Source organism: Halomonas sp. YLB-10, assembly GCF_003856855.1.
Lineage (GTDB): Bacteria > Pseudomonadota > Gammaproteobacteria > Pseudomonadales > Halomonadaceae > Halomonas > Halomonas litopenaei.
Window position 1 is genome coordinate 437,384 of sequence record NZ_RRCU01000004.1, and the last position, 24,501, is coordinate 461,884.

A 24,501-nucleotide genomic window follows, 5' to 3' on the forward strand; every position below is an offset into this window, starting at 1 on the left:
TTGGCTCCTGCGGCCACCCAGCATCAGGAGACGGAGTGTATACGACTCCCGATCCCGCACTCTCGGGGGGCAGTGACCGTGGAGTGGCCCGTGTCAGCCGCCGAGAGCTTTCGGACGATGCTTCGGGATCTGCTGTCATGAGCCGTATCGATGAGATCTGGTTGGCCACCGAGCCGCTGGATGCGCGCCGGTCCCGATACCGCCCTGGCGCGGGTGGTGACGGTGTTCGGCACCGCCCGGCCGCACTGCGCCTATCTGTTCGCCAACCGGCGCGGCAACCGCATGAAAGTGCTGGTTCATGATGGCCTGGGAATCTGGCTGTGCGCCCGGCGCTTGAACCAGGGCAAGTTCCACTGGGCCGGCAGCGGGCACGGCGACCGGGTGGAACTATCGCCGGAGCAAGTGACTGAAGTGACTCCCTCCATAGCTGCACAGGGTATAGTGCAGTCATCAGGAGGACAGGATGAGCGACGGCAACTCCATCAAACGGTGGACCGCGAAGCGCAAGGCCGCCGTGGTCGTGGACATCTTCAAGGGCAAGACCACGACGGCTGAAGTGGCTCGCCAGTACGATCTCACTGTCTCTGAGATCGAGGGCTGGGTCGATGAGGCCCAGCGCAGCATGGAAAACGGGTTCAAGGCCCGCCCCAAGGACATCCGTGAGCAGTATGAGTCCGAGCTCCGGGAGACCAAGGAGGCATTGGGTGAGGCCCATCTGCAGATCTATGCGCTAAAAAAATTCAAGCGCCTGCTCGACGAGGACGAGAACTCGTAAGGTCGCTGCAGGCGCAACTGGCCGAGGAAGGCCATGTGGTATCGCTCGTCAAGCTCTGCCGCTGGCTGGGATTCCCCCGGCGCGGCCTGTATTATCGGCCCAAATCGCGGAAGCGTGCCATCAATGCCGACTTGGCGGTGCGGGTGAAACTGGCCCTGGAGTGGTTCCCCACCTATGGCTATCGCCGCCTGGCGTGCGTCTTAGGAGAGAACCGCAAGCCGATCCAGCGCATCCTGCAAATGAAAGGCTGGCAGGTACGCAAGCGGCCACAAGGCTTCCGACCGCGTGCCAAGAGCTTGCCGTCAGTCACGTCACGGCCTGATGAATGCTGGGCGACGGATCTCACGCACGTGTGGTGTGGAAAGGATCGGCGAGCCAGCCTGGCGGTGATCATCGACTGCTGCACAAGAGAGATCCTCGGCCGGCGACTATCGGACAATGGCAGCAGTAAGACCGCTGAGGCCGCTCTGGAGGAGGCGCTGCTCTATCGACTGGGGGCGCTGGCACTTCGCTCCGACAACGGCCCGGTCTTCAGGCCGGCACTACACGGGCACGGTGAAGGCCTATGGTCTCACCCAGGAGTCCACTACGCCGTATACACCGGAACAGAACGTCCTCGTGGAGCGCTTCTTCCGGTCCTTGAAGGAGGAGTGCATCTGGCAGCATCGCTTCGAGTCGCTGGGCCAAGCCAGAGTCGTGATCGATCGCTGGATCCGGTATTACAACGAAGAGCGACCACCTCATTCTCTGGGCTATGTGGCACCCCGAGCACACCTCGCATTAACTGGATGAGGTGTGCAGAAACCAGGGGGGCATTACACTCGGACGCAGCAACTGGCTATTTGCGGGCTCACTGCGCAGCGGCCAGCGCGCTGCCAACATCATGAGCCTGATCCAGACTGCCAAGCTGAACGGCCATGAACCGCATGCCTACCTGAAAGGCGTACTGGCTCGGCTGCCAACCCAGAAGGACAGTCAGATCCACGAGCTGCTGCCTCAGCACTGGCAGCCAGGCGACTGATCACTCGCAATGGGTGATGGCCAGCCGCTTACAGCGAAAAACGCATAAAGCGACGGATCTATTCTACTCGAGATGCTGCTTTTAGCGGTGTGTTCGACTATATCGTAATGCTCTACAATCCAAGGTGCTGTCACGGCACAAATTATGGTCTATCTCCTATTGAGTACGAACAGCGTTATGCCCTGATCCTAGCGTGTGTCTAGAACACTCGGGGAGATTCATATATGAATATGAATTAAATATAAAAATAGATAAATATTTCACGTCTATTTTTTTAATTAATTTTCACGTATTGTTAGGGTGGTTTTGTGAGCTATACCTATGAACGTCGTCATTCAAGATGGTATGAGAAGTTACTGTTGGGTGTGCCTTTTCAGATTTTATTTGGGTTGCCTTTTGTTGTTATTTTTCCTTCTCTGGAAAGGTGGGGTTGGGGGTTTTGGAACAATCTTAGCGACAACCGTATTAATACCGTAAGTGCTATTGCTTTATCTTTCTTAATAATTACATTTTTCTTGCGTAGGTTCACGAGATTTCCTGGTGTACGTGTAGCTGCTTATGTTGCGCCGACGGTAAGTTTGGCATTTCTTGTCATTGTTGCTATTTTGCTTTTCACGAGGGAGGCCTATACACGGCAAGTTCTTTTTATGGGATACTTGGCGTGTCTTGTCTGGTTTTTTTCAGGTTACTTTATAGGGCGACGCTATCGGCAATTGAAGATTGGTGTCGTCCCAATCGGTAATGCTTTGGACATGGAGTCGCACTCAAGGATAGAATTGAGACGTCTAATTTCACCAGAGCCAGATGGGGTGCGTTACGATGCGATAGTTGCAGATTTAAGAAACGATAACTTGGGTGCGAAGTGGGAAAGGTTCTTGGCTGAGTGCACACTATGTAGAATTCCTGTATATCATGTAAGGCAAATTCAAGAGTCAATGACTGGCAAGGTTAGGGTCGACCATCTTTCCGAAAATGAATTTGGTTCTTTGATGCCTTCTGCCATTTATTCAAATGTAAAGCGTGCCATTGATTTGGCTGCTGCTTTATTGCTACTTCCTCTTTTTCTTCCTATTATGCTGGTAACGGCTGTATTGATCCGAAAAGAAAGTGAAGGTCCTGCTATTTTTCGGCAGAAAAGGATGGGGTACAGAGGGGAGGCGTTCGAGGTTTACAAGTTTCGTAGTATGTATGTGGGTAAGGCGGGGAAGGGATTTACTGACGGGGAGCACGATCCACGTATAACACGAGTCGGAAAAGTGATTAGGAAGTTCAGGATAGACGAACTGCCCCAGATTTTTAATGTGATTAAGGGGGAGATGAGTTTTATTGGTCCTCGGCCAGAGTCGATGGAACTCTCCGAATGGTATGAAAGAGATGTGCCTTTTTTTAGGTATCGCCATGTCGTCCGTCCAGGTATTTCAGGGTGGGCACAAGTAGAGCAGGGGTATGCGGCGGAAGTTGAAGGTATGATTGAAAAGCTACAGTACGATTTTTATTATATAAAGCATTTCTCTCTTTGGTTAGATGTTCTTGTTTTGTTCAAAACCGTAAAGACGGTGTTTACCGGTGACGGTGCAAGATAAAATTATTTTGGTCGATAACAAATGCTTCAAGTAAAAGATTGTAATGTTGCTTTCTCTTCTACTTCTACACCGAAGTGGATGTATACTTTTTGTCTTGCTCTGACGTTTATCTATGGTGGTCTTCGTATATGGCTTCCTGATATTGGCCAAAAGGCAGGAACAGTTATAGCCTTGCTGGCATTGGTTCTGATTCTGTGGAAGGGGAAGACGCTTCGAACCAGTATGGTTTTCTGGTGTCTGCTCGGTGTTTTGATTGCTCAACTGCTGAGTTGGGGGGCAGGGTATTATCACCATCCAAATTGGTTACCAGACAACCCCGAGTTGGATCGACTTGGTAAGTGGTTTTTGTTCGTAGGTGTCGCATTCTGGCTTGGTGGTATGCGTAAGAATGTGTGGACCATGTTGCTGCTCTCATTAATCGGCTTTGTGGCAACATGCTTTCTTTTTGAAGGGGCGATTGAACAGTGGTGGCGTGGCCTTCAGGGGCAAAGAATTGACCTTGATATAAGAAATGCCCAACATACTGCCATGTTTTTTGGCGTGGCTGTTATTGGTTTGTTGTGCTTTTCTAGGCGTTGCTTTTCACTTGGACGATTATCCGTATTGACGGTTCCTTTTTGGGTCGTTTCATTTGCGGTTTGCCTGCTGGGTGTTTTCGTGACCCAGACTCGGGCGGTGTGGTTGTCGCTGACAGTAACCACGTTTCTGGCGATTCTTGTGTTTTTAATAGTGATCTTCAAAGGGACTGTTTCGAGAAGTATCAAAAGGCAGGGAATCGTAGCACTCGCGTGTATTCTCGCGATTCTTGGCACGTCAGGCATCGTCTTCAAAGACACTTTCGAAAGACGTCTTGCATCTGAAAATTCGGTTATGGTCAATGCCTGGCAAGGTAACTGGGAAGAAGTACCTTATAGTAGTATCGGCAACCGTCTTCACACTTGGCGTGCTGGCCTCGAGTGGTTCGCGGAACGTCCAATCGTCGGCTGGGGAGGAGATGCGAGAGGGTTAGTAATTGACCATACTGAATGGCTGCCCCAATCGGTCAAGGATAGGTATGGACATCTTCACAATACCCTACTGGACTTTGTCGTGAGCTATGGTTTGCTGGGGTTATCCGTCATTATTGTTCTTGTTATCTGGACTGGGTTAGGAAGCTGGAAAGCCTGGCGTGCTGGCGTTATGCCAACGGAGGTTTTTGCGTTTGGTTGGGCATTTTTTGTCTACTACTTTATCGTCAGCCTATTTGAATCCTATAGCTTCTTTTGGACAGGGTCCTACATACAAAATGTTGTGATGGGGGTGGTGGTCACCTTTATCTGGCGGTGGCAGCTGGAGACAGGTAAATCGGTTTTCCCACTCCAAGGAAGCTAACTTCTTGATGATCACTCAGGTCAGCCAGTTTTGGTCTATTTCCTGTAGCACGAAATTTTCGTGTGCCTTGATATGGGTCTGGAAGAAGTCGTGACCACCATAGTCACTCCAGTCTTTACAGGGGATTCCGCTCAATAACCTCTTCAGCTTTCGTTTCAGTTGTCGCTCAAGCCCTGGCGTGCCTCCAAGATCGTGCATGGAGTGCAGTGCCAGGGCTTTTTGTTTCTGGACTTCGATGCTTAGCGGGAAGCTGGCGATGCTGTCGTCTTGAGGTAACGATGTGCTGGTTTGGATTGGCCATACGCCTGTTGCCGCGTGAGCGGGACCTCTTGGGAAGCCACGGGTGCTCTTCAGATGGTTGGCGTAGAGCAACAGGTGGTCAGGGGCGTGCCCGCTTTGCTCGATGGCTGCCTGCAGGTGTCGGGTGCTGGCGATATGGTCGGCGTGAGGGTCGAGGTCTGTGTGGGGCGTGATGATGGTTGTCGGTTTGATTTTGTTCAGTAGCGATGAAAGGTCGCTCTGGAGATTTTCTCCAGTATTTTGCACTTGCCCATCCGTTGGGAGAGACAGTCTGTTCCACTGGCGATAGGCGTCGGGCGTGAGCGTCGGTGCCGAGTGTGAGGGCACGGCGGTGTGTGGCTTCTCATACAGCTCTGCAAGAGTGTCGTTGAAGTAGCCTAGCATGATGAGTTGCTCTGCCGGCACACCGGCGAGCAGCGGGGTGGTGGCACTATTCCAGGCGCGAACAAAGCCCTTTCGTTGTGAGGCTTCTGCGAGTGAATCGTCGAGCCCTGGCCAATATTGCTTGTCGAGGCGCTTAAGGCGCTCGCCCGCGGTGAGGGTGACGATCCAGGTGTTTTTGGGGTACTGGCTGTAGACACCGAAGGCAGCGAGTTCGGCGTCATCAGGGTGGGGAGCGATGATAAGGATCGGTCCGCTCGCCAAGTCTGGGTTGCGGCAGCCGAGTAAGGTGGCGTCCCCCTCAAGCGTCAGATGTTTAAGCTTTAGCTGAAGTTGGTCGAGTGACTCGATGCCTGTGAGGTTGATCAAGCGCTTGCCGGTCTGATTGGGCTCGAGATACTGGGTAAAGCGTTCCGTAGGTTGGCTGTTGCTTCGGTCGATGATTGTGACTGCAGGCAACTTCCAGCGGGACGTTGCCCGGTAACGTACCTCCAGCATCCAGGTGTTGGGCCGAACGTCGCCTGTGCTCAGTGCGGCAATGGCTGGGTCAGCCAACTGAATGATGCCATTGTCGTCGATGGTGGCCTTGCACTCCCAATCGGGTGCAAGGGGTAAGTGGTGGTCACGCTGGATGGGCATAGAGGTGTTCCGAAGGGGCTTCTGTCAGTGCCATAAGTTGCGCGATAACGCTTTGCGGTTCAAATGCTTTGATCATCTTCTCGTCGATGATGACAGGGTCTTTAACGGCTTCCAAAAGCTTTTCGGCAAGGCCAGCATCGCTGGGCTCGGCCAGCAATCTAGCCTGTGGGCCCGTCAACACCTCGCTGATGCCGCCTGGTACCTTGCAAGCGACGCACTGGGTGCCGATGGCCAGGGCTTCGACCAAGACGATACCGAGCCCCTCGAAGTCGGAGCTGAGCACCAGGGCGGTTGCGTCTTTCATCCAAGGGTAGGGGTTGTCCCGTTGGCCCAGAAAGTGGATACGGGAGGCAAGACCGAGCTCCAGGGTCATCTCTTCCAGATGGCGACGTTCGGAGCCATCGCCGATGATCACCAGATCGTGGTCGAGGCCTTGATTCACCGCCAGGTGGTAGGCCTTGAGCAGCCGCTGCTGGTTCTTCACTGGAACGAGTCGCGCAACATGTACCAGGTAGGGTCTGGGGATGGCCGGTTCTGCCGGTTCTGTTGCCTTACAGCGTATGTCTTCGATCGGTACCGCGTTGTAGAGAAGTTCGCTTCTGCTGGGCTCGACCCCTTGGCGCTCCAGATAGTCGCCGACTTCCTGCTGTACCCCTCTGGAGACGTGAAGTAGTTGCTTGCCCTGGTACAAGGTTCTCGTCAGCCAGCGGCCTTTGGCGGTGTTTGGAAATCGCCCTGTCACGGCTTCGACGACGCGCCAGGTGCGTTCGTCATCGAACGCCCAGAGGTTCTCGAAGGCGCCCTGGCCTCGAATCAGGATAAGGTCGAAACGCCCATGCTGAGCTTCCAGTGTTGCCACATAGTGTTTGAAGGCATTTGAGCAGCGCCTGCCGCGCCAGACGAACCCCGACTGCTTGATAAGAGGAGACAACAGCGCCTTGTCGGCAAGATGGGTGAAGCGACCTATCCCCTGGCGGCTCTCACGATCAACATCGTATTGGTGGAGCCAGCAGGTTTCTCTATCGGCTGATGGGGCTGTGCCCTTGAGGACCAGCAGGTGAGCCTCGTGGCCGGCGCTTTGCAGCTCCCTTGCCAGGTTTCGTGTGGCCTGCTCTATCCCGCCCATGCCCATTCTTCTCAGTACGAGCAGAACACGCTTGTTGTCCTTCATATTCCCAGTCCCAGCTTTTTCTTCGATTTTTCGTTAGTTTAGCAGGTGATTGGTCGGCGCGAATGGCCGAAATAGCGCAGTTTATGATCCGGCATAGTCGGCCCAATAGTGCGCGGGAGCCCATGGAGCGAAGGGTAGAGGAGGAGAGGAAGCACGCCGTTGATGTTTCGCGAGCGGTCGGCTCGAACCTGCATAGCATTGTGTGGTCTCATTGTTCACTTTTGCGATCGCAGGACACAAGGGCGCCTATCATGAGAACGCTGGTTGTGGTCAGATCCCTCAAGATGGGCGGGATGGAGCGGGTGGCGGTCAATCTTGCTGATGCCTTCCATGAAGCAGGCTATGAAAGCCATCTGGTGTATTTTCGCAAGGTGAAGCGCCCCCTGAGGCCAGAGCATTCCGGGGTCAAGGTACATCACCTTCCACTTCAGCAGCGTAATCGATTGACGCTGGTCGGCTCTGGCCTAGAAGTGTTGGCCCGCCTGTTACTCAATCCGCTGATGGGCAGGGCATTGTTCCTGGGGCTTGGCGTAATGGGCGGCGTCGTGTTTCGACACTGGTTGAAGCGCTTCGAGCAAACGCACGGAAGAGTAGACCGCATCGTGTTTCGGGGCATCGGCACCTTCGAGCTGGTATGGAGCTTTCGCGACAAGCGTGCTCGCTACGTACTCGAAAATATATTTCACTTCGACGGCGCTAGTCGCCGCAAGGCCCTGTTTGCGCGCTGCCTCTATCATCGCCGGGATCTGGTGGCTGTGTCTCATGGGGTTGCAGACAGTTTGCGCAAGGCGCAGACACTCTGGAAGTTTCGCCCACGCTCTCTCACGGTGATTCCCAACCCTTGTCCGCTGCGCTCGATCCGTGAGGCGATGCTGGAAGCCAATGACGCGATACCATCCGAGCCATACCTTTTGAATGTGGCGCGTCTGGTGCCGGCCAAGGGACAAGACCTGCTGCTGCGTGCCTACGCGCGATCCGGTACTAGCCTGCCGCTGGTGCTGGTAGGGGATGGTCAGGAACGAGATAGCCTGGTGGCTTTGGCGAATGAGCTTGGCATCGCTGACAAGGTCATCTTCGCCGGCAATCAGCACAACCCGTACCCCTGGATGGGTCACGCTCGGTTGTTTGTGCTCAGCTCGCGTTTTGAAGGCATGGGCATTGTGCTATTCGAGGCGCTCGCCTGCGGTACGCCGGTATTGTCGGTGGACTGCCCGGGAGGCGTGCGAGAGATTCTCAAGGGAGAACTCGAGATCAGTCTGGTCGAGCGTAGCGAGGATGCTCTCGCTGCCGGAATCACCGCTGCGCTCGAAGGGCCCAAGCCTGAAGTGCGTGAGCAATGGCTTGACGATTTCAGGCCGGAGGGAGTGGCGCAGGCCTTCGTTGCGCGCTGAAGATAGCATTTAAGACCTTTTTTGATTTGGGCAGTGGATATGGTAACTGCCAGACAATGTCGTAAGGATGAATAGAATGAAGGTATTAGTCACCGGTGGAGCCGGCTATATCGGGACCCACACCCTGGTCGAGCTGATCGCCGCCGGGCACGAAGCTGTTGTCTTTGATAACTTCTGCAACAGCTCATCCAAGGCTATCGCCAGGGTCGAAGAGCTGGTCGGCCAGAAGGTGCCGGTGGTGCACGGTGACATTCGTGATCGCGCCTGTCTGGACAGGGTCTTTGCCGAACACTCGGTGGAAGCGGTGATCCATTTTGCGGGCCTGAAGGCGGTCGGCGAAAGCTATCGGCAGCCGCTTTCCTACTATGACAATAACGTCACCGGCACCCAGCGCTTGCTCGAGGCCATGGAGGAGGCTGGGGTTAGATCGATCGTGTTCAGTTCCTCCGCCACGGTCTACGGTGAGGACGCACCGGTGCCTTACGTCGAAGTCATGGGACGTGGCAGACCTTCCAACCCCTATGGCGCGACCAAGGCCGTGGTGGAGCAGATGATCGAGGACGTGGCTAGGGCCGATGATCGCTGGTCCGCTTCCTTGCTTCGCTACTTCAACCCCATCGGCGCGCATCCTTCCGGGCGCATCGGTGAGGACCCCCAGGGTATCCCCAACAACTTGCTGCCGTTTGTCTCCCAGGTGGCGGTGGGGCGCCTGCCGGAGCTGTCCATCTTCGGGGATGACTATCCGACCCGGGACGGCACCTGCGAGCGTGACTATCTGCACGTGGTAGATCTGGCCGTGGGGCACGTCAAGGCGCTGGAGGCGATGAAGGAAATGACGTTGTCGGGTGTGGCAACCTATAACCTGGGCACCGGCAGAGGCACTACGGTTCTTGAAATGGTCCGTTCCTTTGAGCAGGTGACGGGGCAGCGGGTGCCGTATCGCATTGCTTCGCGCCGTGAAGGCGATCTTCCCGCCTTCTGGGCAGACGCCTCGAAGGCAAGATTGGAGCTTGGCTGGAGCGCCAAGAAAACGCTGGAAGACATGATGCGGGATAGCTGGCGTTGGCAGTCGGCCAATCCTGAGGGGTATGGAGGCTAGTTGTGATTTCTATTTTGGCAGGCGTGGCGCACGGCTGCGACTTCCGTCTAGTGCTGTAGAAACTGCGCTAGAACGCTTGTTTTGTGTTTCAGCACATCAGTCATGCGTGGTAGGGCCAAGTATCTGTTCTCGTGAACGTGAGAAGCCGCTGATGATAGGGAGCTCCTTTTTTGGTCGGATGCTTCCTGCATGTCTTCTCGCAGCGTATTGCGCGTTCTTTTTATCGTGGATCATCTGAACTCAGGCGGAGCGCCTGTAGTGGTCAGGGATTTGATCGCTGGCATGGTCAGCGCTGGTGCAGAGGTCACCCTGCTGATCCTGAGTGACCGACAACGTCACCGTCTGCCTGCTGAGGTGCACCTGGTGACGATGCCCTATGTGGTCAAAGGGAACCTCAGCAAATGGATGCGCTATCGGGTCCACGCGAAGATGCTGGATCGCTGGTTGAAGGAGCAGGAGCACGCCTTCGATCGGGTGTATGCGCACCTGCACCATGCCCATCAGGTGGTATCCCGCTCGCGGCTCAGGGACGTCGCCTGGTATTGCCTGCATGCGGACCCAGTGATTGGCTTTCTCGGCAACAAACATGGCTTCTCGCGGTTATTGAAGAAGCGCAAGGTGCGCGCCTTGTACCAGGGCCGCAAGCTGGTCACCGTGTCCCAGGCGATGCTGGATCGATTGTGTCTGCACTTTGGTGTGACGCCGTCTCGTGGCGTGGCCATCCATAATCCGGTCGCCATCGACAACGTTCGTCGGTTGGCGGGCTGTGCCGTCGATGATGTACCTGACGACTACCTCATCTATGTGGGACGAATGGATATTCGTCAGAAGCGGCTGGACCGGCTGCTCGACGCCTACCTGGCCAGTGGCACCGCCTTGCCATTGATCATGGTGGGAGGCGGGGCGGGGCTCGACAAGGTCAGGTCGATGGTAAAACAGCGCCAGTTGGAGGGGCGAGTCCTGACCCTGGGGCCCCGGGACAATCCTTATCCGTATATCGATCGGGCGCGAGCGCTGCTCCTGAGTTCCGACTATGAGGGATTTCCACTTGTTCTGCTGGAAGCTTTGGCCTGCCAGACCCCTGTGATCAGCGTCGATTGTCCCACCGGCCCGGCAGAGATACTGACAGGCGCTTTGACGCCTTGGCTCGTGCCCCTCGAAAGCATCGAGACCTTTGGCGCCTGTATTGCTCGCCTGGTGAATGACACGCCGCAGATTGATGCCACCCAGTGCGAGCACTATCGGCTGGAGAACGTCGTCGAGCGTTACCTGGTACTTCATGATGACGATTAGCACACAGCCGCATTTGGGCGACCCGCTAGCCCAGGAAAGCATTGCCAACATTGGCTTTGTCAGGGAGAGCTGTCGCCGAACTCGCGTTGGCTGAAACGCTACCTGCTGTCCTGGCTGAGATCCCCGTCGAACTGATCCAGGTAGTGGTGGAGTCGGGCGGAGACTTCCTTGAGGTTAGCGTGGCCACGCAGCTTGTTGGGTGTCAGCGAGTCTTCCAGCAGGCGCCATCGCTTGGCCGTCTGGCGTGGCAGGGGCCTGACGTGGGCGTCGACCCAGGTGAAGTCACCCTGCTTGTCGATCAGCAGGTTGTTGAAGTGAAGGTCGCGGTGGACAAAGCCTGCCCGGGCCAGTTGGGCCACCTCTTTGCTGAACTTGTCGAGAAAACTTTTCTGCTGAGGGCGGGAGAGTTGATCAAACACATCGCCCGCCGTTGTTGCACCGCTGACCCGTTCCATTAACAGAAGTGATGCGTTTCTGTTGAGCGGATTAAGGCTCAACCCCCAGCCGTGGAATCGTGGTGTGCGCAGTCCCGCCTGCTTGAGGATGCGCATGCTGAGGTATTCCTTGCGCGCATCCGACTGGCCCAGCCAGCGTTTTTCGAGATAGTCCCGGGTCAGCCACTTGAAGGGCTCAAGCGTCTTCGAGAACTTGTCCGGCACCACCTTGGCCAGAATTCTGCCGTCCTGGGAGACAAAAAAGCGGCTGGAGCCCACCGCCTCGAAGGCGGCGGTGGTCGTGGTCTGAGACAGCGCGAGGCGCTCCGGCAGCTCCCGGGTGTGGAACATCAGGTAGCGCCGTCTCCGGTCGTTGAAGGGAATATCCAGAAGCTGCATGGTTCAGGCTGCCCCTGACTGCAGGGCTTCGAACTTCGGCAGCACGTTCTGTGTGAGAAACTGCTGGTAGTGGCGCGGTTCGATGGTGACTGGCGTCTTGGCCATGCGCGCCATGGCGCTAGCAAGCCCTGCCTCGTCGTCGCGTGCGACCAGAAAGTCCTTAAGTTCCTGGGTCAGGATCTCCTTCGGGCCACTAGGGCAGTCGACGCTGATCACCGGGGTGTGCAGCAGCAGCGCCTCGATCAGAACTCTTGGCAGGCCTTCGGCGTCCGAAGTCAGCACCATGGCCATGGCGTCTTGTATGTAGGGGTAGGGATTGGCGGTATAGCCAAGCCAGTGGATGTGATCATCGAGCCCCAACTCGCCGATCATGTCCCTTAGACGTTGTTCGTTCTCCGGCTTGCCCTTGCCAAGCAGCACCAGGGGCACATCGAGGCCATGCCCGTCCCGGGCCTGGCGATAGGCCCGCAGCAGGCGGTCCTGGCGCTTGCGCGGCTCGATCGCGGCAACCGATAACAGGTAGCGGCCTTTTTCGACCCCTGCAGGCAGGCTCAGGGGCTCGTCTGCCATCGCGACGAAGGGCTCCCGCTCGTAGGGGTTGTAGATCGGGATGATCGTCTCGGCTTCAAGTCCCACCAGCTGCTCGAGGTTCTCTTTGACGCCCTCGGACACCGCGATCACCTTGCGCCCGCCGTAGAAGCGGCGCACCTTGGCAAAGGCCCTGTCCCGGGCGGCCGGGTCACTGAACTTGGCGCTGACGTCGGACTTGATCCAGAAGTAGAGGTTGGGCCAGTCCAGGTGGCGGGTGATCTTGTCGCAGGAGCAGGAGATCACCACCTCTGGCCGCCAGGCCTCGAGGGCCTTCTGGACCTTGCGGGCCTGCCACTTTTCGGTCAGCACCGTGGAGGTTGCCTTGGTCAGGCGCGTGACCACCGCCAGGTTCTCGATATCGAGGCCATCAGGAAGGCGGTGCTCCACCTTGTCGCGCAGGGTGAAGACCTTGACGGCGTGACCACGCTGGCGCAATTGGTCCGCCGTGTACAAAAGCGACTTCTGGGCGCCGCCTCCGTAGAGGTCTTCGATGACAAAGGCGATTCGCTGATGGTTCACGGTGGCTCCGGTTGAGAATCAGTGGCGGCTGCGGACGCCAAAGTTTACCACAGAGCCTTGGTTGGTCTCGTTGCACCTGGAATCTGTTTGCTGCTCAAGTCGCCGGCTCGTACGCTGCGAAGGTTCGTCAAGTGGGCTTTCCTGATTTCAGTGGTATCGCGTTACAATTGGCCCAGTTTTGGAACAGGTGTACATATGAAGATTCTGATTACCGGGATGGCGGGTTTTATCGGTCACGCGGTTGCCAAGCGGTTGAGTGGTCAGGGGCACGAACTGGTCGGTGTCGACAACTTGAATGACTACTACGATGTTGCCTTGAAGGAGGCGCGCCTTGCCGATCTCAAGGGGTGTGAGGACGTCCGCTTCGAGCGTCTGGATATCGCTGATCGAGAGAATTTAGAACGCCTGTTCAAAGAGGAAGGTTTTGACAAGGTTATCCATCTGGCGGCGCAGGCTGGCGTGCGTTATTCGCTCGAGAACCCTCACGCCTATGCGGATGCCAACCTGGTGGGGCACCTCAATGTGCTGGAGGGCTGTCGCCATGGCAAGGTAGAACATCTGGTCTACGCTTCGTCCAGTTCGGTCTACGGGGCCAACGACAAGGTGCCCTTTGCCACCGACGATGACGTCGACCACCCCATCAGCCTCTATGCGGCCACCAAGAAGGCCAACGAGCTGATGGCCCATACCTACTCCCACTTGTATGACCTGCCCACCACCGGGCTCAGATTCTTTACCGTCTATGGCCCCTGGGGGCGTCCTGACATGGCGCTGTTCAAGTTTACCCGGGCGGTGCTGGAAGGTAGGCCCATGGACGTCTATAACCATGGCGACATGTCCCGGGACTTCACCTACATCGACGATATCGTCGAAGGCGTCGTGCGCGTGCTGGACGTGGTGCCTACACCACGGGGTAGCACCGAGGTCACCACCGATACGGCCTCTGCCCCCTACGCGCTCTACAACATCGGCTGTGGTAGTCCGGTGTCGCTGATGGACTTCGTTCACGCCATCGAGAAGGCGGTTGGGCGAGAGGCGATCTGCCACTACAAGGACATGCAGCCGGGTGATGTGCCGCGTACCTGGGCGGACACCGAGGCACTGTATCAGGCGACCGGGTATCGCCCGCAGATGCCGGTGGAAGAAGGTGTCAAACGCTTTGTCGATTGGTATCGCCGGTTCTACGCGGTGTAAGCCATGTGTCAGACATGTGTCACCCCAGGGGGAGCAAAGGGCGATAGGTTGTGCCTGCAGGTGCTCTCGCTATCCCATTTGACCCAGGCAAGGAAAGGGCTGTGCCATTTGCAGGGCGGGATTGCTATCCTTGGCCGATCAAAAATTTCAGTGAGTGAGTGACAAGGGATGAAGATCACCATTTTTGGCACCGGCTACGTGGGCCTGGTCACCGGGACCTGCCTGGCGGACGTCGGTCACGATGTCATCTGCATGGACGTGGATGAGAACAAGATTGCACGCCTCGAAGCCGGCGAGATCCCTATCTTCGAGCCGGGGCTTGAGCCCATGGTCAAGGCCAACGTGTCGGCGGGGCGGCTCAAGTTCACCACCAATGCCGCCAAGGCGGTCAACCATGGTGTGCTGCAGTTTATCGCCGTGGGCACCCCGCCGGATGAGGACGGCAGCGCGGACCTACAGTACGTGCTGGCGGTGGCCAAGGCCATCGGCGAGCATATGCAGGACGACAAGGTGGTGGTCGACAAGTCCACCGTGCCGGTGGGCACCGCCGATCGGGTCAGGGCGATGGTGGAGTCGCAGCTCGAGCAGCGTGGTGTCAGCCTGAACGTTGACGTCTGCTCCAACCCTGAGTTTCTCAAGGAAGGCGCTGCCATCGAGGACTTTGCCCACGGTGCGCGTATCGTGGTCGGTACTGATTCCGACAAGGTCAAGCAACTGATGCGGGAGTGCTACGCGCCCTACATCCGTCTGCAGGAAAAGCTGATGTTCATGGATGTGCGGGCGGCGGAGCTGACCAAGTACGCCGCCAATGCCATGCTGGCCACCAAGATCAGCTTCATGAACGAGATCGCCAACCTGGCCGAGCGCCTCGGCGCCGACGTGGAGCAGGTTCGTCGCGGAATTGGTAGTGACCCGCGGATCGGCTACCACTTCATCTATCCGGGCTGTGGCTACGGCGGCTCCTGCTTCCCCAAGGACGTCCAGGCGCTGGCGCGCACCGCCCGCGAGGTGGACTACGAGGCCGAACTGCTGGGGGCAGTCGAGGCGGTGAACCAGCGTCAGAAGCAGACTCTGTTTACCAAGCTGGCCAACGCCTTCGACGGTGACCTAAAGGGCCGCACCATCGCCATCTGGGGGCTGTCGTTCAAGCCCAATACCGATGATATGCGTGACGCCCCCAGCCGTACCCTGATGGAAGCCCTGTGGGAAGCTGGCGCCAGGGTCCAGGCCTATGACCCTGAGGCCATGGGCGAGACCCGGCGCATTTACGGCGAGCGTGATGATCTGATGCTGGCCGGCGATCGCATCCAGGCGGTCAAGGGCGCCGACGCCTTGGTGATCTGCACCGAGTGGAAGGAGTTCCGCTCGCTGGACTTCCCCTGGCTCAAGGACCAGCTGTCGATGCCTGTGGTGGTGGATGGCCGCAACCTCTACGACCCCGCGAGCGTGCGCCAGGCCGGGCTGATGTACTACGCCGTCGGTCGTGGTGATTCGCTGGAAAGTGTTGCATAAAGAACGCTGATGGAGAAGTCTCCATTTGGAAAGCGTTTTACAGCAGGCGAAGCGTAGCCAGCGTTGGCTGCTAGCCCGAAGAAAATAGCCCGAAAGAAAAACGCCCCGAAGGCCTTGGCCTTCGGGGCGTTTTGCTATTGGCGCTGATGTCCGCCTGGCGGGAGCGAAAGGCTCTTAGTCCTTGCGGGCTGACGCCTTGCGCACCGTGCCGGCAAATTCGGCCAGGAAGGCGGCCATCACCGCCAGTATGCCGCCCAGCACGATGGCGAGAGCCATGATCAGGGCCTTGCTGGTACCCACGGGCTCGCGACTCTGGGCTGCCACGCGCTGAATATTGCCTTCGGCGAGGTAGGCCAGCTTCTCTTCGATGTCGACCACATTCCCGGTGTAGGTGGCCACCAGTTCGGCGGCACTCTCCGACGTGGACTCCTTGGCGGCGTCGAGGCTCTCGTTGGCGCTGGCGAGCTGCTGCTCCAGGGTCTGGCGACGCTTGGCGACAAGCTCATCCTGGTCGGCCTTTACCGTGGCCAGAAGCCTCTGGTGATATTCGGTAACCTGTTCTGCACGATCCTCTCCAGCCTCTGAGTCTAGGGTCAGAAAAGCTACGTTTTCCGGCGCCTTGGCGGTGGTCTCGAAGCCGAGCCTGTCGAGGGAGTTTTCCTCCAGCAACTGGCTTGTCACCATGTCGAAGTAGTAGTTATCGATCTTGGCGACCACACTCTCCGGGGTTTCCAGCAATCCGACACCGGCTTCTTCGCTGGGTTGGCGTTCGGCCACGTGGTAGACCGACACGTAGCGGTAACTGTCGGCCTTGGTCAGAGCAAAGGCGAGCGCCAGCAGCACGATGACCACAAACACCCCTGCCATCATCTTCCAGCGCCTGACCAGGATCAGGGTGATATCGACCAGCGATATCTCGTCATCCGCCGGTGGCCTTGGATAGTAGTGCTCCGGAGGTTGGGTGGGGGTGTTTGCCATTGCAGTGAGGTCCTTGCTCGCGCTTCGCCGTGTCCGAGGAGTCGGTGGCGGAGTGTTCAATGTTATGTAGAAAGTCGATGGCACAATTCATTGCGAGGTGCCTTGCAGAGGATACAGAAGCCGCTGTATCGCGCAAGCGCCTGCGTGCAAGATGAGGCTATGAAAGGGCTGGTGCGCAATGGTTGGTGCGAAGAGGGGCATCCTGATGAGGGCGCGCCTAGTGACTCATTTTGCCTGTTGGTAAAAGGACTGACTTGTCGGCACGCAACAGTCTCGCTGCCAGATCGGCATCCATGGGGCGGTGGTAGTAGAAGCCCTGGAGCAGGTCGCAGCGCATTTCCTGCAATAACGCCTGCTGCTCGTCGGTTTCGACGCCTTCGGCGACGACCTCGAGACCGAGGCGGTGGCCAAGAAAGATGCTGGCTTCCATGATCGCCCTGTCCCGGGGGTCCTGGGTGCACTCGGCGACGAAGGTGCGGTCGATCTTGAGCGCGGTGATCGGCAGCACCTTGAGGTAACTCATCGATGAGAAGCCGGTACCGAAGTCGTCGATGGCGATCTTGTAGCCCTGGTCGTAGAGTCTGCGCAGGCTGTCCAGCACATCCTGGCCGGCCTCGATCAGTACGTTCTCGGTGAGCTCGATGCCGATCTCGCGAGGCCCCAGGCCGTATGACGCGACGCAGGAGGCGAAGGCCTCGAACATGCCGGCCATCACCGCGTGGCGTCCGGAGACGTTGACGTCCACGCGCACTTGGCGGTTGCCCTCGGTGCGCCATTGGCGCTGCTGCTCGCACACCTTGTGCAGCACCCAGGTCTCCAGGCGTTTGATCAGTTCGCTTCGCTCGGCCACCGGGATGAACTCCGCGGGGGAGATGGCTTCACCGTCCCGGGTCGTCCAGCGTAGCAGCGCCTCGAGGGAATCGATATGCCCGCTGGCGGCAGCCACCTGGGGTTGGTAGACCAGGGCCAGCTCGCCGCCGCCGTCCTGGTCGAGCAGGCGCTGCAGGCGTTCGGCGATGGTGTGCTGGCGCACCATTGCCGCGTGGGCCTCGGGGCTGAAGAACTGGTAGGTGTTGCGGCCGGTGAGTTTGGCCCGGGTCTTGGCGGCGTCGGCACTGCCCACCAGTTCCTGCACCTCGCTGCCATTGTCGGGAAAGGTGCTGATGCCGATCGAGGCGTGGATTCTCAGTTCGCGGCCGTCCACCCGCATCGGGCGGGAGAGGCTTTCCAGCAGGCGCTCTGCCACCTGTATGGCGTCTGTGGCCATGTCCACCTGGGGCAGGGCCAGTACGAACTCATCGGTACCGAAGCGGCAGAGCAGGTCATCGCTGCGCCGGAAGGCCTGCAGGCGATTGGCCGCCTGACGGATGACCTTGTCGCCGCAGTCGTAGCCATGGGTGTCGTTGATCTCGTTGAAGTGGTCGAGGTCGACAAACAGGATCAACAGGCTGTCGTTGTGGCGCCGACACTCTGCCAGGGTCCGCTTGAGCTCGATTTCGAAGGCGTGGCGGTTGGGCAGGCCGGTCAGGCGGTCGAAACGCGTCATGTAGTCCAGATCGCGACGCGCCTTGCGCTCACCCGCCAGGTCGATGTCGATGCAGAACATCAGCGGATTGTCGGTCTCCCGGCCCAGCATCACGTGATGGGAGAACACCGGTACGCTGGCGCCGGAACGGTGCTTGAGCTCGAGCTCTTCGGCGGGGATCTCCACGCCCCGGTGGACCCACGCCTGGTGAGCATCGATCACCGCGTCCACCATGGCCTCCGGTATCAACTGCTGTTCCAGACGCTTGCCCAGGGCTTCCTGCTCGCTGTAGCCATACAGCGCCTGACTGGCGCCATTCCAGTAGATGACGCGCCTGTCCCTGTCATACCCCTGCACCGCGACGCGCGAAAGGCTCATCAGCAGTTCACGAAAGCGCCAGTCGCTGAGCGTCAGGGACGGCAGCGGGAGGGCGTTCTCTGCGCCGCTGCCGGCATCGGCAGCGGTCGAGCGTGGTGCGTGGAATCTGTCACCGATGTGCAATGGCGTCATTTCCTGAGCAGGGGCAGCGAGGTGTGCCAGAGGGTGTGCCCGAACAAAAGTAACGAATCCGCATATATCGGCAGTGTCGTACAAATTGTTGCTAGCAGCGAGTACCAAACGCCGGAATGAGTTTTTCCATTATCGGAATAAACGTCGTAGATACCCTCTTTTGGCAACAAGTTGGTCAACGAAGTTTCTTCGTTCGCGGTATTTGACCGCTGTGTGGGCGCTCCACATGATCCTCGGTGTTGCATATGCAACATCCATGAAGTGCACATGTTTGTGCACAAAACCGAGGTTAATGACATGAAAATAGCGCAGAAAGTCGCACAAGGTCGGCATCTTGCCGCCATCGAGACGATCAACGTCGGGCTCCGGATTCCTGAATCCGGGTACTGGGATTTGTCTGTCCTTGAGGAGGTCGCCTCTCAGTCCTGGAGCAAGACGCGCCTGGCGCATATTGACCTGTCCGCCTGGCAGTCATTCATTGATGACCTGCCGCGGGACCCCTACGTCAATCGCCGCTGGAAGCGCATGTCCTGGCTGCACCTGAACGACGAGGGTGAGGTCGAAACCCTGGGCGAGTGTCCCATGGCCCAGGGCGGGCGCTTCAATGACGCCGCCAGCATGGCCGATCGGCTGCGCTACTACGAGCCGTTGTTGCCCGAATTTACCGAGCGCGAGGACGTCAAGGCATTCGTCAAGGCCTGGGCGGAGCTATGGGGGCTCGAGCGCCGCGCGCCCATTCTGATGCAGATCACCGGTGTACGTGGTGACGGCACCGTGGATCCGTTGCAGGGACAGGGCATCCACGCCGACGGCTGCAAGTACCTGAGCATCGTGGTGCTCAACCGTGACAACGTGAGTGGGGCGGTGAACACCCTGTATCGGGACAAGGCCGGCCAGCAGGAAGTCGGCCGGGTGACGCTGGCGCCGGGGGAGGTGCTGCACCTGCGTGACGATCGCCTGTTCCATAGCGTCGATGCGATCACCCAGTGCGAGCCAAGCGCCCCTTTCGAGCGCTTTATCATCATCATCAACGCCTGCTTCGTGGACGAGTTCCAGAATCGCATGTTGCGTCGCCACTTCCCCCTGGCGGTGTTGAACGAAGCGATACTGGAGAGCGCCAGCTGAAGGCCGGCATCCACCTGGCAAGGTGACGTCGGTGGCGTTTCACCGACCTTAAGGGTCCGTGGCGAGGTCCGGGTCGAGGGGCCGGGCCAGCCGCTTGCTATGCAGGCATGCGATAGGGCCTACGGCGCTTACATCAACCCAGCATTACCGCCAGGCGACCTCGGTCGCCTGGCGGTACTTTTTATTGAGACATTCTCTGCTATTGAGAGCTCGCCTGCCGTTAATATCCTGTCTGGCATCGAGGTCTCGCCTGCCATCGAGACCTTGCCTGGAAACTGACTTCTCCATCGCCTCAGCCTTGGCCTCAGACTCCTTCACGCACCGCCTGCTCCAGGCGGGCAAGTCGCCCGGGCTCGAGGGCATCGGCCACGGCGGTGATGCGCAGCACATGGCCGAGGGCCGGGTGGGCGGGGCGTGCGATCAGCTTGCCTTCGTCCAGCAGGTCGGCGTTGACCTGCTTGGCCAGATCCGCATCGGCCAGACGAATGCCGATAAAGTTGGTGCCGCTCTCCAGCACGTCGGCGCCCAGCGCCTTGAAGTGCTCGGCGAGGCGCGCCCGGCGCTCCAGCACCGCCTGGATGTGGGCGTCGGTCTCGTCCTGGTGGTCCAGCACCACCTCGGCGGCGGCCAGGCTCAGGGTCGACACCGCGTAGTGGATGCGCACCTTCATCAGCATCGCCAGGGTGTAGGGCTCGGCGATGGCGTAGCCGACGCGCAGCCCGGCCAGGCCGTGGGCCTTGGACAGGGTGCGACAGCGAATCACCCCGGGCAGGGCGCGGGTAAAGCTCGGCTTGGCGGCGTCGTCGCGGAAGTCGTGGTAGGCCTCGTCCAGCAGCAGCCAGCAGTCATCAGGCAGGGCGTCACGCAACCGCGCGACGGTGGCCTCGTCATGGACGAAGCCGGTGGGGTTGTCCGGGTTGGCCAGGTAGACGAGCCGAGCGTGGTGGCTGTGGGCGGCGTCGATCAGGGCGTCGATGTCCGGCGCCAGGTGGTCGGCGGTCTCCTCGTAGTCGACCTCGATCAGGCGGCAGCCCTGGCCCTTGGCGAAGTAGCCGAAGGTCGGGTAGGTGCCGGCAGAGCTGACCACGCTGGTACCAGCAGGGGCGGTGGCCCGCAGCACCAGCGCCAGCAGGCTGTCGCAGCCGGCGTCCACCAGCAGGGTGTCCAGGTCGAAGCCGTGCAGCCGGACGAGACGTTCGCGCACGCCCAGGGCCTCGGAGTCACCGTAGCAGTAGACGTGCTCGACCATGGCGTCACCGAAGTGCTCGCGCAGGGCGCGATGGGGCATGTCCAGGCCTTCGTTGGAACCCAGACGGTGGGGGATCTCCTTGCCGATACGGCGCTTCAGCACCCAGATGCCAGGGAAGGGGTTGTCCGGTCCCGGGGAGTAGAGGTGGTCGGCGAAGGTGGGGGTATCGGATGCCATGGGATGTCCTGTGGGAGTTGGCTTGAAGGGGGCGGAGGCGTGTCAGAGAGTGTCCGAGAGCGTTACGACAGCGGCCTATGCTAATAGGTCACGTCAGGTCAGGTCAGGTCAGGTCTGTAGCGCGGTCCAGGGCACCACCTTGTGGCGGTTGAGCAGGCCATGGGGGTCGAGGGTGCGCTTGAGCGTCGCCATCAGCGCGAGTTCCTCGGGGCTTCGCGAGATCGACAACCAGTCGCGCTTTTCCAGGCCGATGCCGTGCTCGGCAGAGATCGATCCCTTGACCCGGGCCAGCGGCTCGTAGAGGCAGCCTTCGACCTCGTGGCGGGTGTCCGGATCGTCGCTGCCCACACCCACCGACAGGTGCAGGTTGCCGTCGCCCAGATGGCCGAACACCGCCAGGCGTACCTGTGGCCAACGGGCCTTGAGGCGTGCCTGCACCTCGGCGACATAGTCCTGCATCTCGCCGATCGGCAGACTGACGTCGAAGGCCATGATCGGCGAGAGCGCCTCCACCAGTCCTTCGATATCATCGCGAATCGCCCATAGCTTGTCGCGCTGGCTTTCCGACTGGGCGATCACGGCGTCGACCACCCAGCCCTGTTCGACGGACGCTTCGAGTGCCGACTCGAACTGCTGGCGGTGGTGGTCCTCGTCGTTGGCCAGGGACTCGACCAGGGCGTAGTAGGGCGCGTCGGTGTCCAGCGGCGGCTGATGACGTTCCTGTTCGGTGATCAGGGCGAAGTGGTTCTGCCACATGGCCTCGAAGGCGGCGAGGCTTCCGCCAAGGCTGTCACGCAGGTGCGCAAGCAACGACGTCATCGAGGTGAAGTCGGGGCAGGCGACCAGTGCGGTGCGGGTGTCGCCAAGCGCCGGCTGCAGCTTGAGCACCGCCCGGGTGACCACGCCCAGGGTGCCTTCGCTGCCGATGAACAGCTGCTTGAGGTCGTAGCCGGCGTTGTTCTTGAGCATCGGGCTCATGGCGCTGATCACCTGGCCATCGGCCAGGACCGCCTCGAGCCCGAGCACCTGCTGGCGCATCATGCCGTAGCGTATCACCCGGTTGCCGCCGGCGTTGGTGGCGATATTGCCACCGATGCTGCAGCTGCCACGGGCGCCCAGGTCGAGTGCGAACTGCATGCCGACCTCGCGGGCGGCCTCCTGGACCTTCTGCAGCGGCGCGCCGGCCTGCACGGTGATGGTGCCGGCCACCGGATCGATCTCCTCGATGGCGGCAAGACGCTCGAGTGACAGCGCGAGCTCGTCCGGGGCCGCCTCGGCGCCGTGGACCAGCCCGGTCAGGCCGCCGTGGGTGACAATAGGCTGGCGGGCCTGGTGGCACAGGGCGAGCACCTCCGCTACCTGCTCGGGGGTGCCGGGCCGCACGATGGCCGCGGCGCGACATGGCGCCCCGCTCAGCCAGTCCACCTGGCGGCTTGCCACGTCGTCGCCGGTCAGCACCTGGGCGGCGCCCAGGCGCTCGCGCAGTGTCTCGATCAGCGCGGCAAGCGATGACGATAGTTCCTTGGAGGTGACAGCCATCAGACGGAGGTCTCCTCTTTGCTGGTCTTGTTATCGGTGGTCTTGTCGCGGCCGGGTATGGCGGCGAGCAGTTCGCGGGTGTAGTCGGCCTGAGGTCGGGTGAAGACCTCCTGGGCGCTGCCCTGTTCGACGATGCGGCCCTTCTGCATGACGATGATGCGATCGCAGATCTGGGCGGCAACCCGCAGGTCGTGGGTGATGAACAGAAGTGACAGCGAGAAGCGCTGCTTCAGGTCCTCGAGCAGCTCGAGCACCTAGGCCTGGATCGATACGTCCAGCGCCGACACCGCTTCATCGGCGACGATCAGCTCCGGGTCCAGTGCCAGGGCGCGGGCGATGCCGATGCGCTGGCGCTGACCACCGGAGAACTCATGAGGGAAGCGGTCGGCGCTGCCGCCAAGTCCCACCAGCTCGAGCAGCTCGTCGGCCTTGGCCAGGGCCTTTTCGCGGGGCACGCCGTTGGCGATGGGGCCCTGGGCGATGGCCATGCCCACCCGGGTTCGTGGGTTGAGCGAGGCGTAGGGGTCCTGGAACACCATCTGCACCCGGTGGCGCTGGCGCCGCAGGGCGTCACCCTTGAGCGCGGACAGGTCTTCGCCACCCAGCAGGATCTCGCCGCTATCGGGACGCTCCAGGCGCACGACGCAGCGCCCCAAGGTCGACTTGCCGGAGCCCGACTCGCCGACGATGCCGATGGTCTCGCCGCGTGACAGGGTGAAGCTGACCTCGTCCAGGGCGCGTACCTCACGGGAGGGCTTGAACAGCCCGCCGCGGGAACGGAATACCCGATTCAGGTCGCGTACCTCGAGGATCGGCGTCGGCGCCATCGGCTCGCGCTCGGGCGGCGCGGCGTCGCTGGGGATGGCCTCGATCAGCGCCCGGGTATAGTCGTGACGGGGGTTGTCGAGCACTTCGTCGCGGCGGCCGATCTCGACGATCCGACCGTGGCGCATCACGCACACTCGGTTGGCGATCTCGGCGACCACGCCGAAGTCGTGGGTGATGAACATCACCGCCATATGGTGGCGACGTTGCAGGTCGGCGATCAGCTCGAGGATTTGCGCCTGGGTGGTGACGTCCAGCGCGGTGGTGGGCTCGTCGGCGATCAGCAGCTTCGGTTCCAGCGCCAGCGCCATGGCGATCATCACCCGCTGGCGCTGGCCGCCGGAGAGCTCGAAGGGGTAGGCACGGATGGCCCGTTCGGGCTGAGGCAGGCGGACTTCCTTGAGTAGCTCCAGCGCCCTGGCCTGACGCTCGGCGCCCTTGAGCTCGCCATGGGCTTCGAACACTTCGGCGATCTGATCGCCAATGCGCATCAGCGGGTTGAGGGCGGTCATCGGCTCCTGGAAGATCATGCCGATCTTCTTGCCGCGCAGCGCCCGGTGGCGCTTCTCGTCGAGGCTCAGCACGTCCTCGCCCTCGAACATCACTCGCCCGGCCACCGGGCGCACGCCCTTGGGCAGAAGGCCCATGACGGTATTGGCGGCCATGGACTTGCCGGAGCCGGATTCGCCCACCACGCACAGGATCTCGCCGGGGCTGACTTCGTAGGACAGCTCTTCCACGGCGTACTCGCGATCGGCGCCGGCGGGCAGCGCGACGCTCAGGCCCTCGATGCGCAGGATCGGTTCCGGGGCTGGATCGCCGCTGTGATCGCCACAGAGATCGCCAGCGGTTGCTCCCTTCGGCACCTTCACCGTTTCGCTGCGCGATGCAGTGGAAGCG

19 protein-coding genes and 4 pseudogenes are annotated in these 24,501 nt (G+C 59.7%); 14 read left to right on the forward strand and 9 right to left on the reverse strand.

The window, feature by feature from the left end; genetic code table 11:
- The first annotated feature begins 180 nt into the window (after positions 1–180).
- From tnpB to EBB56_RS11885, 8 genes and pseudogenes are all read left to right on the forward strand, one after another.
- The gene (gene tnpB / locus EBB56_RS22365; RefSeq protein WP_409360207.1) at positions 181–555 is read left to right on the forward strand and encodes an IS66 family insertion sequence element accessory protein TnpB; all 375 of its coding nucleotides are present in this window, start codon (positions 181–183) and stop codon (positions 553–555) included.
- Complete coding sequence (locus EBB56_RS11860) at positions 464–775, forward strand: DUF1153 domain-containing protein (protein WP_124804447.1); 312 nt, start codon at positions 464–466, stop codon at positions 773–775. The genes tnpB and EBB56_RS11860 overlap by 92 nt, the downstream gene beginning before the upstream one ends.
- A 239-nt stretch (positions 776–1,014) precedes the next feature.
- Positions 1,015–1,248 (forward strand): annotated as a pseudogene (locus EBB56_RS22370) (DDE-type integrase/transposase/recombinase); the annotation flags it as partial.
- Entirely contained in the window at positions 1,214–1,567 is a 354-nt protein-coding gene (locus EBB56_RS22375) for an integrase core domain-containing protein (RefSeq protein ID WP_409360208.1), read from the forward strand. The pseudogene EBB56_RS22370 and the gene EBB56_RS22375, both read left to right, overlap by 35 nt.
- Positions 1,568–1,595: 28 nt before the next feature.
- Positions 1,596–1,796 (forward strand): annotated as a pseudogene (locus EBB56_RS11870) (transposase domain-containing protein); the annotation flags it as partial.
- 38 nt (positions 1,797–1,834) lie between these two features.
- Positions 1,835–1,999 (forward strand): annotated as a pseudogene (locus EBB56_RS22185) (IS3 family transposase); the annotation flags it as partial.
- Positions 2,000–2,104: 105 nt separating this feature from the next.
- Entirely contained in the window at positions 2,105–3,379 is a 1,275-nt protein-coding gene (locus EBB56_RS11880) for an exopolysaccharide biosynthesis polyprenyl glycosylphosphotransferase (protein ID WP_260425345.1), read from the forward strand.
- Between the two features lie 21 nt (positions 3,380–3,400).
- On the forward strand, positions 3,401–4,750 hold the full coding sequence (locus EBB56_RS11885) for an O-antigen ligase (RefSeq protein WP_124804448.1): 1,350 nt from the start codon (positions 3,401–3,403) through the stop codon (positions 4,748–4,750).
- A 15-nt stretch (positions 4,751–4,765) separates the two neighbouring features.
- On the opposite strand, the gene EBB56_RS11890 is transcribed toward EBB56_RS11885, so the two are convergent.
- Together EBB56_RS11890 and EBB56_RS11895 are read right to left on the reverse strand one after the other, a co-directional pair.
- Positions 4,766–6,070 (reverse strand): PIG-L deacetylase family protein, encoded by a 1,305-nt coding sequence (locus tag EBB56_RS11890; RefSeq protein WP_124804449.1) that lies wholly within the window; start codon positions 6,068–6,070, stop codon positions 4,766–4,768.
- Positions 6,054–7,241: a glycosyltransferase gene (locus EBB56_RS11895; RefSeq protein WP_124804450.1), complete on the reverse strand. Its 1,188-nt coding sequence runs from the start codon at positions 7,239–7,241 to the stop codon at positions 6,054–6,056. The genes EBB56_RS11890 and EBB56_RS11895 overlap by 17 nt, the downstream gene beginning before the upstream one ends.
- A 251-nt stretch (positions 7,242–7,492) precedes the next feature.
- On the opposite strand from EBB56_RS11895, the gene EBB56_RS11900 reads away from it, so the two are divergent.
- The 3 genes from EBB56_RS11900 (at position 7,493) to EBB56_RS11910 (ending at position 11,024) form a co-directional block, all read left to right on the forward strand.
- Positions 7,493–8,632, forward strand: a complete 1,140-nt coding sequence (locus tag EBB56_RS11900; RefSeq protein ID WP_185696428.1) for a glycosyltransferase — start codon at positions 7,493–7,495, stop codon at positions 8,630–8,632.
- A gap of 76 nt (positions 8,633–8,708) precedes the next feature.
- On the forward strand, positions 8,709–9,731 hold the full coding sequence (galE, locus tag EBB56_RS11905; protein ID WP_124804451.1) for a UDP-glucose 4-epimerase GalE: 1,023 nt from the start codon (positions 8,709–8,711) through the stop codon (positions 9,729–9,731).
- Between the two features lie 189 nt (positions 9,732–9,920).
- Entirely contained in the window at positions 9,921–11,024 is a 1,104-nt protein-coding gene (locus EBB56_RS11910) for a glycosyltransferase (protein ID WP_124804452.1), read from the forward strand.
- A gap of 98 nt (positions 11,025–11,122) precedes the next feature.
- On the opposite strand, the gene EBB56_RS11915 is transcribed toward EBB56_RS11910, so the two are convergent.
- Both EBB56_RS11915 and EBB56_RS11920 read right to left on the reverse strand, forming a co-directional pair.
- The gene (locus tag EBB56_RS11915; RefSeq protein ID WP_124804453.1) at positions 11,123–11,857 is read right to left on the reverse strand and encodes a lipopolysaccharide kinase InaA family protein; all 735 of its coding nucleotides are present in this window, start codon (positions 11,855–11,857) and stop codon (positions 11,123–11,125) included.
- 3 nt (positions 11,858–11,860) lie between these two features.
- On the reverse strand, positions 11,861–12,967 hold the full coding sequence (locus tag EBB56_RS11920) for a glycosyltransferase (protein WP_124804454.1): 1,107 nt from the start codon (positions 12,965–12,967) through the stop codon (positions 11,861–11,863).
- Positions 12,968–13,162: 195 nt separating this feature from the next.
- On the opposite strand from EBB56_RS11920, the gene EBB56_RS11925 reads away from it, so the two are divergent.
- Together EBB56_RS11925 and EBB56_RS11930 are read left to right on the forward strand one after the other, a co-directional pair.
- A complete protein-coding gene (locus EBB56_RS11925; protein WP_124804455.1) occupies positions 13,163–14,161 on the forward strand; it encodes an NAD-dependent epimerase in 999 nt (332 codons plus the stop codon).
- Between the two features lie 168 nt (positions 14,162–14,329).
- Positions 14,330–15,673: a UDP-glucose/GDP-mannose dehydrogenase family protein gene (locus EBB56_RS11930; protein WP_124804456.1), complete on the forward strand. Its 1,344-nt coding sequence runs from the start codon at positions 14,330–14,332 to the stop codon at positions 15,671–15,673.
- Between the two features lie 174 nt (positions 15,674–15,847).
- Here EBB56_RS11930 and EBB56_RS11935 read toward each other — a convergent pair whose 3' ends face one another.
- Both EBB56_RS11935 and EBB56_RS11940 read right to left on the reverse strand, forming a co-directional pair.
- Positions 15,848–16,651 (reverse strand): lipopolysaccharide biosynthesis protein, encoded by an 804-nt coding sequence (locus EBB56_RS11935; protein ID WP_124804457.1) that lies wholly within the window; start codon positions 16,649–16,651, stop codon positions 15,848–15,850.
- Positions 16,652–16,868: 217 nt separating this feature from the next.
- Positions 16,869–18,686 carry a bifunctional diguanylate cyclase/phosphodiesterase gene (locus EBB56_RS11940; protein ID WP_185696429.1) on the reverse strand — a complete coding sequence of 606 codons (1,818 nt, stop codon included), beginning with the start codon at positions 18,684–18,686 and terminating at the stop codon, positions 16,869–16,871.
- Positions 18,687–19,079: 393 nt separating this feature from the next.
- Between EBB56_RS11940 and EBB56_RS11945 the strand changes: the two genes are divergently transcribed.
- The gene (locus EBB56_RS11945) at positions 19,080–19,811 is read left to right on the forward strand and encodes a 2OG-Fe dioxygenase family protein (protein WP_260425346.1); all 732 of its coding nucleotides are present in this window, start codon (positions 19,080–19,082) and stop codon (positions 19,809–19,811) included.
- Positions 19,812–20,115: 304 nt separating this feature from the next.
- Here the strand turns inward: EBB56_RS11945 and EBB56_RS11950 are convergent, their stop codons facing one another.
- The 3 genes and pseudogenes from EBB56_RS11950 to EBB56_RS11960 all read right to left on the reverse strand — a co-directional run bounded on the left by EBB56_RS11950 (position 20,116) and on the right by EBB56_RS11960 (position 24,401).
- Entirely contained in the window at positions 20,116–21,237 is a 1,122-nt protein-coding gene (locus EBB56_RS11950; protein ID WP_124804459.1) for a histidinol-phosphate transaminase, read from the reverse strand.
- A gap of 108 nt (positions 21,238–21,345) precedes the next feature.
- Entirely contained in the window at positions 21,346–22,776 is a 1,431-nt protein-coding gene (locus tag EBB56_RS11955; RefSeq protein WP_124804460.1) for an FAD-binding oxidoreductase, read from the reverse strand.
- Positions 22,776–24,401 (reverse strand): annotated as a pseudogene (locus EBB56_RS11960) (ABC transporter ATP-binding protein). The gene EBB56_RS11955 and the pseudogene EBB56_RS11960 overlap by 1 nt, the downstream one beginning before the upstream one ends.
- Between the last annotated feature and the right edge of the window lie 100 nt (positions 24,402–24,501).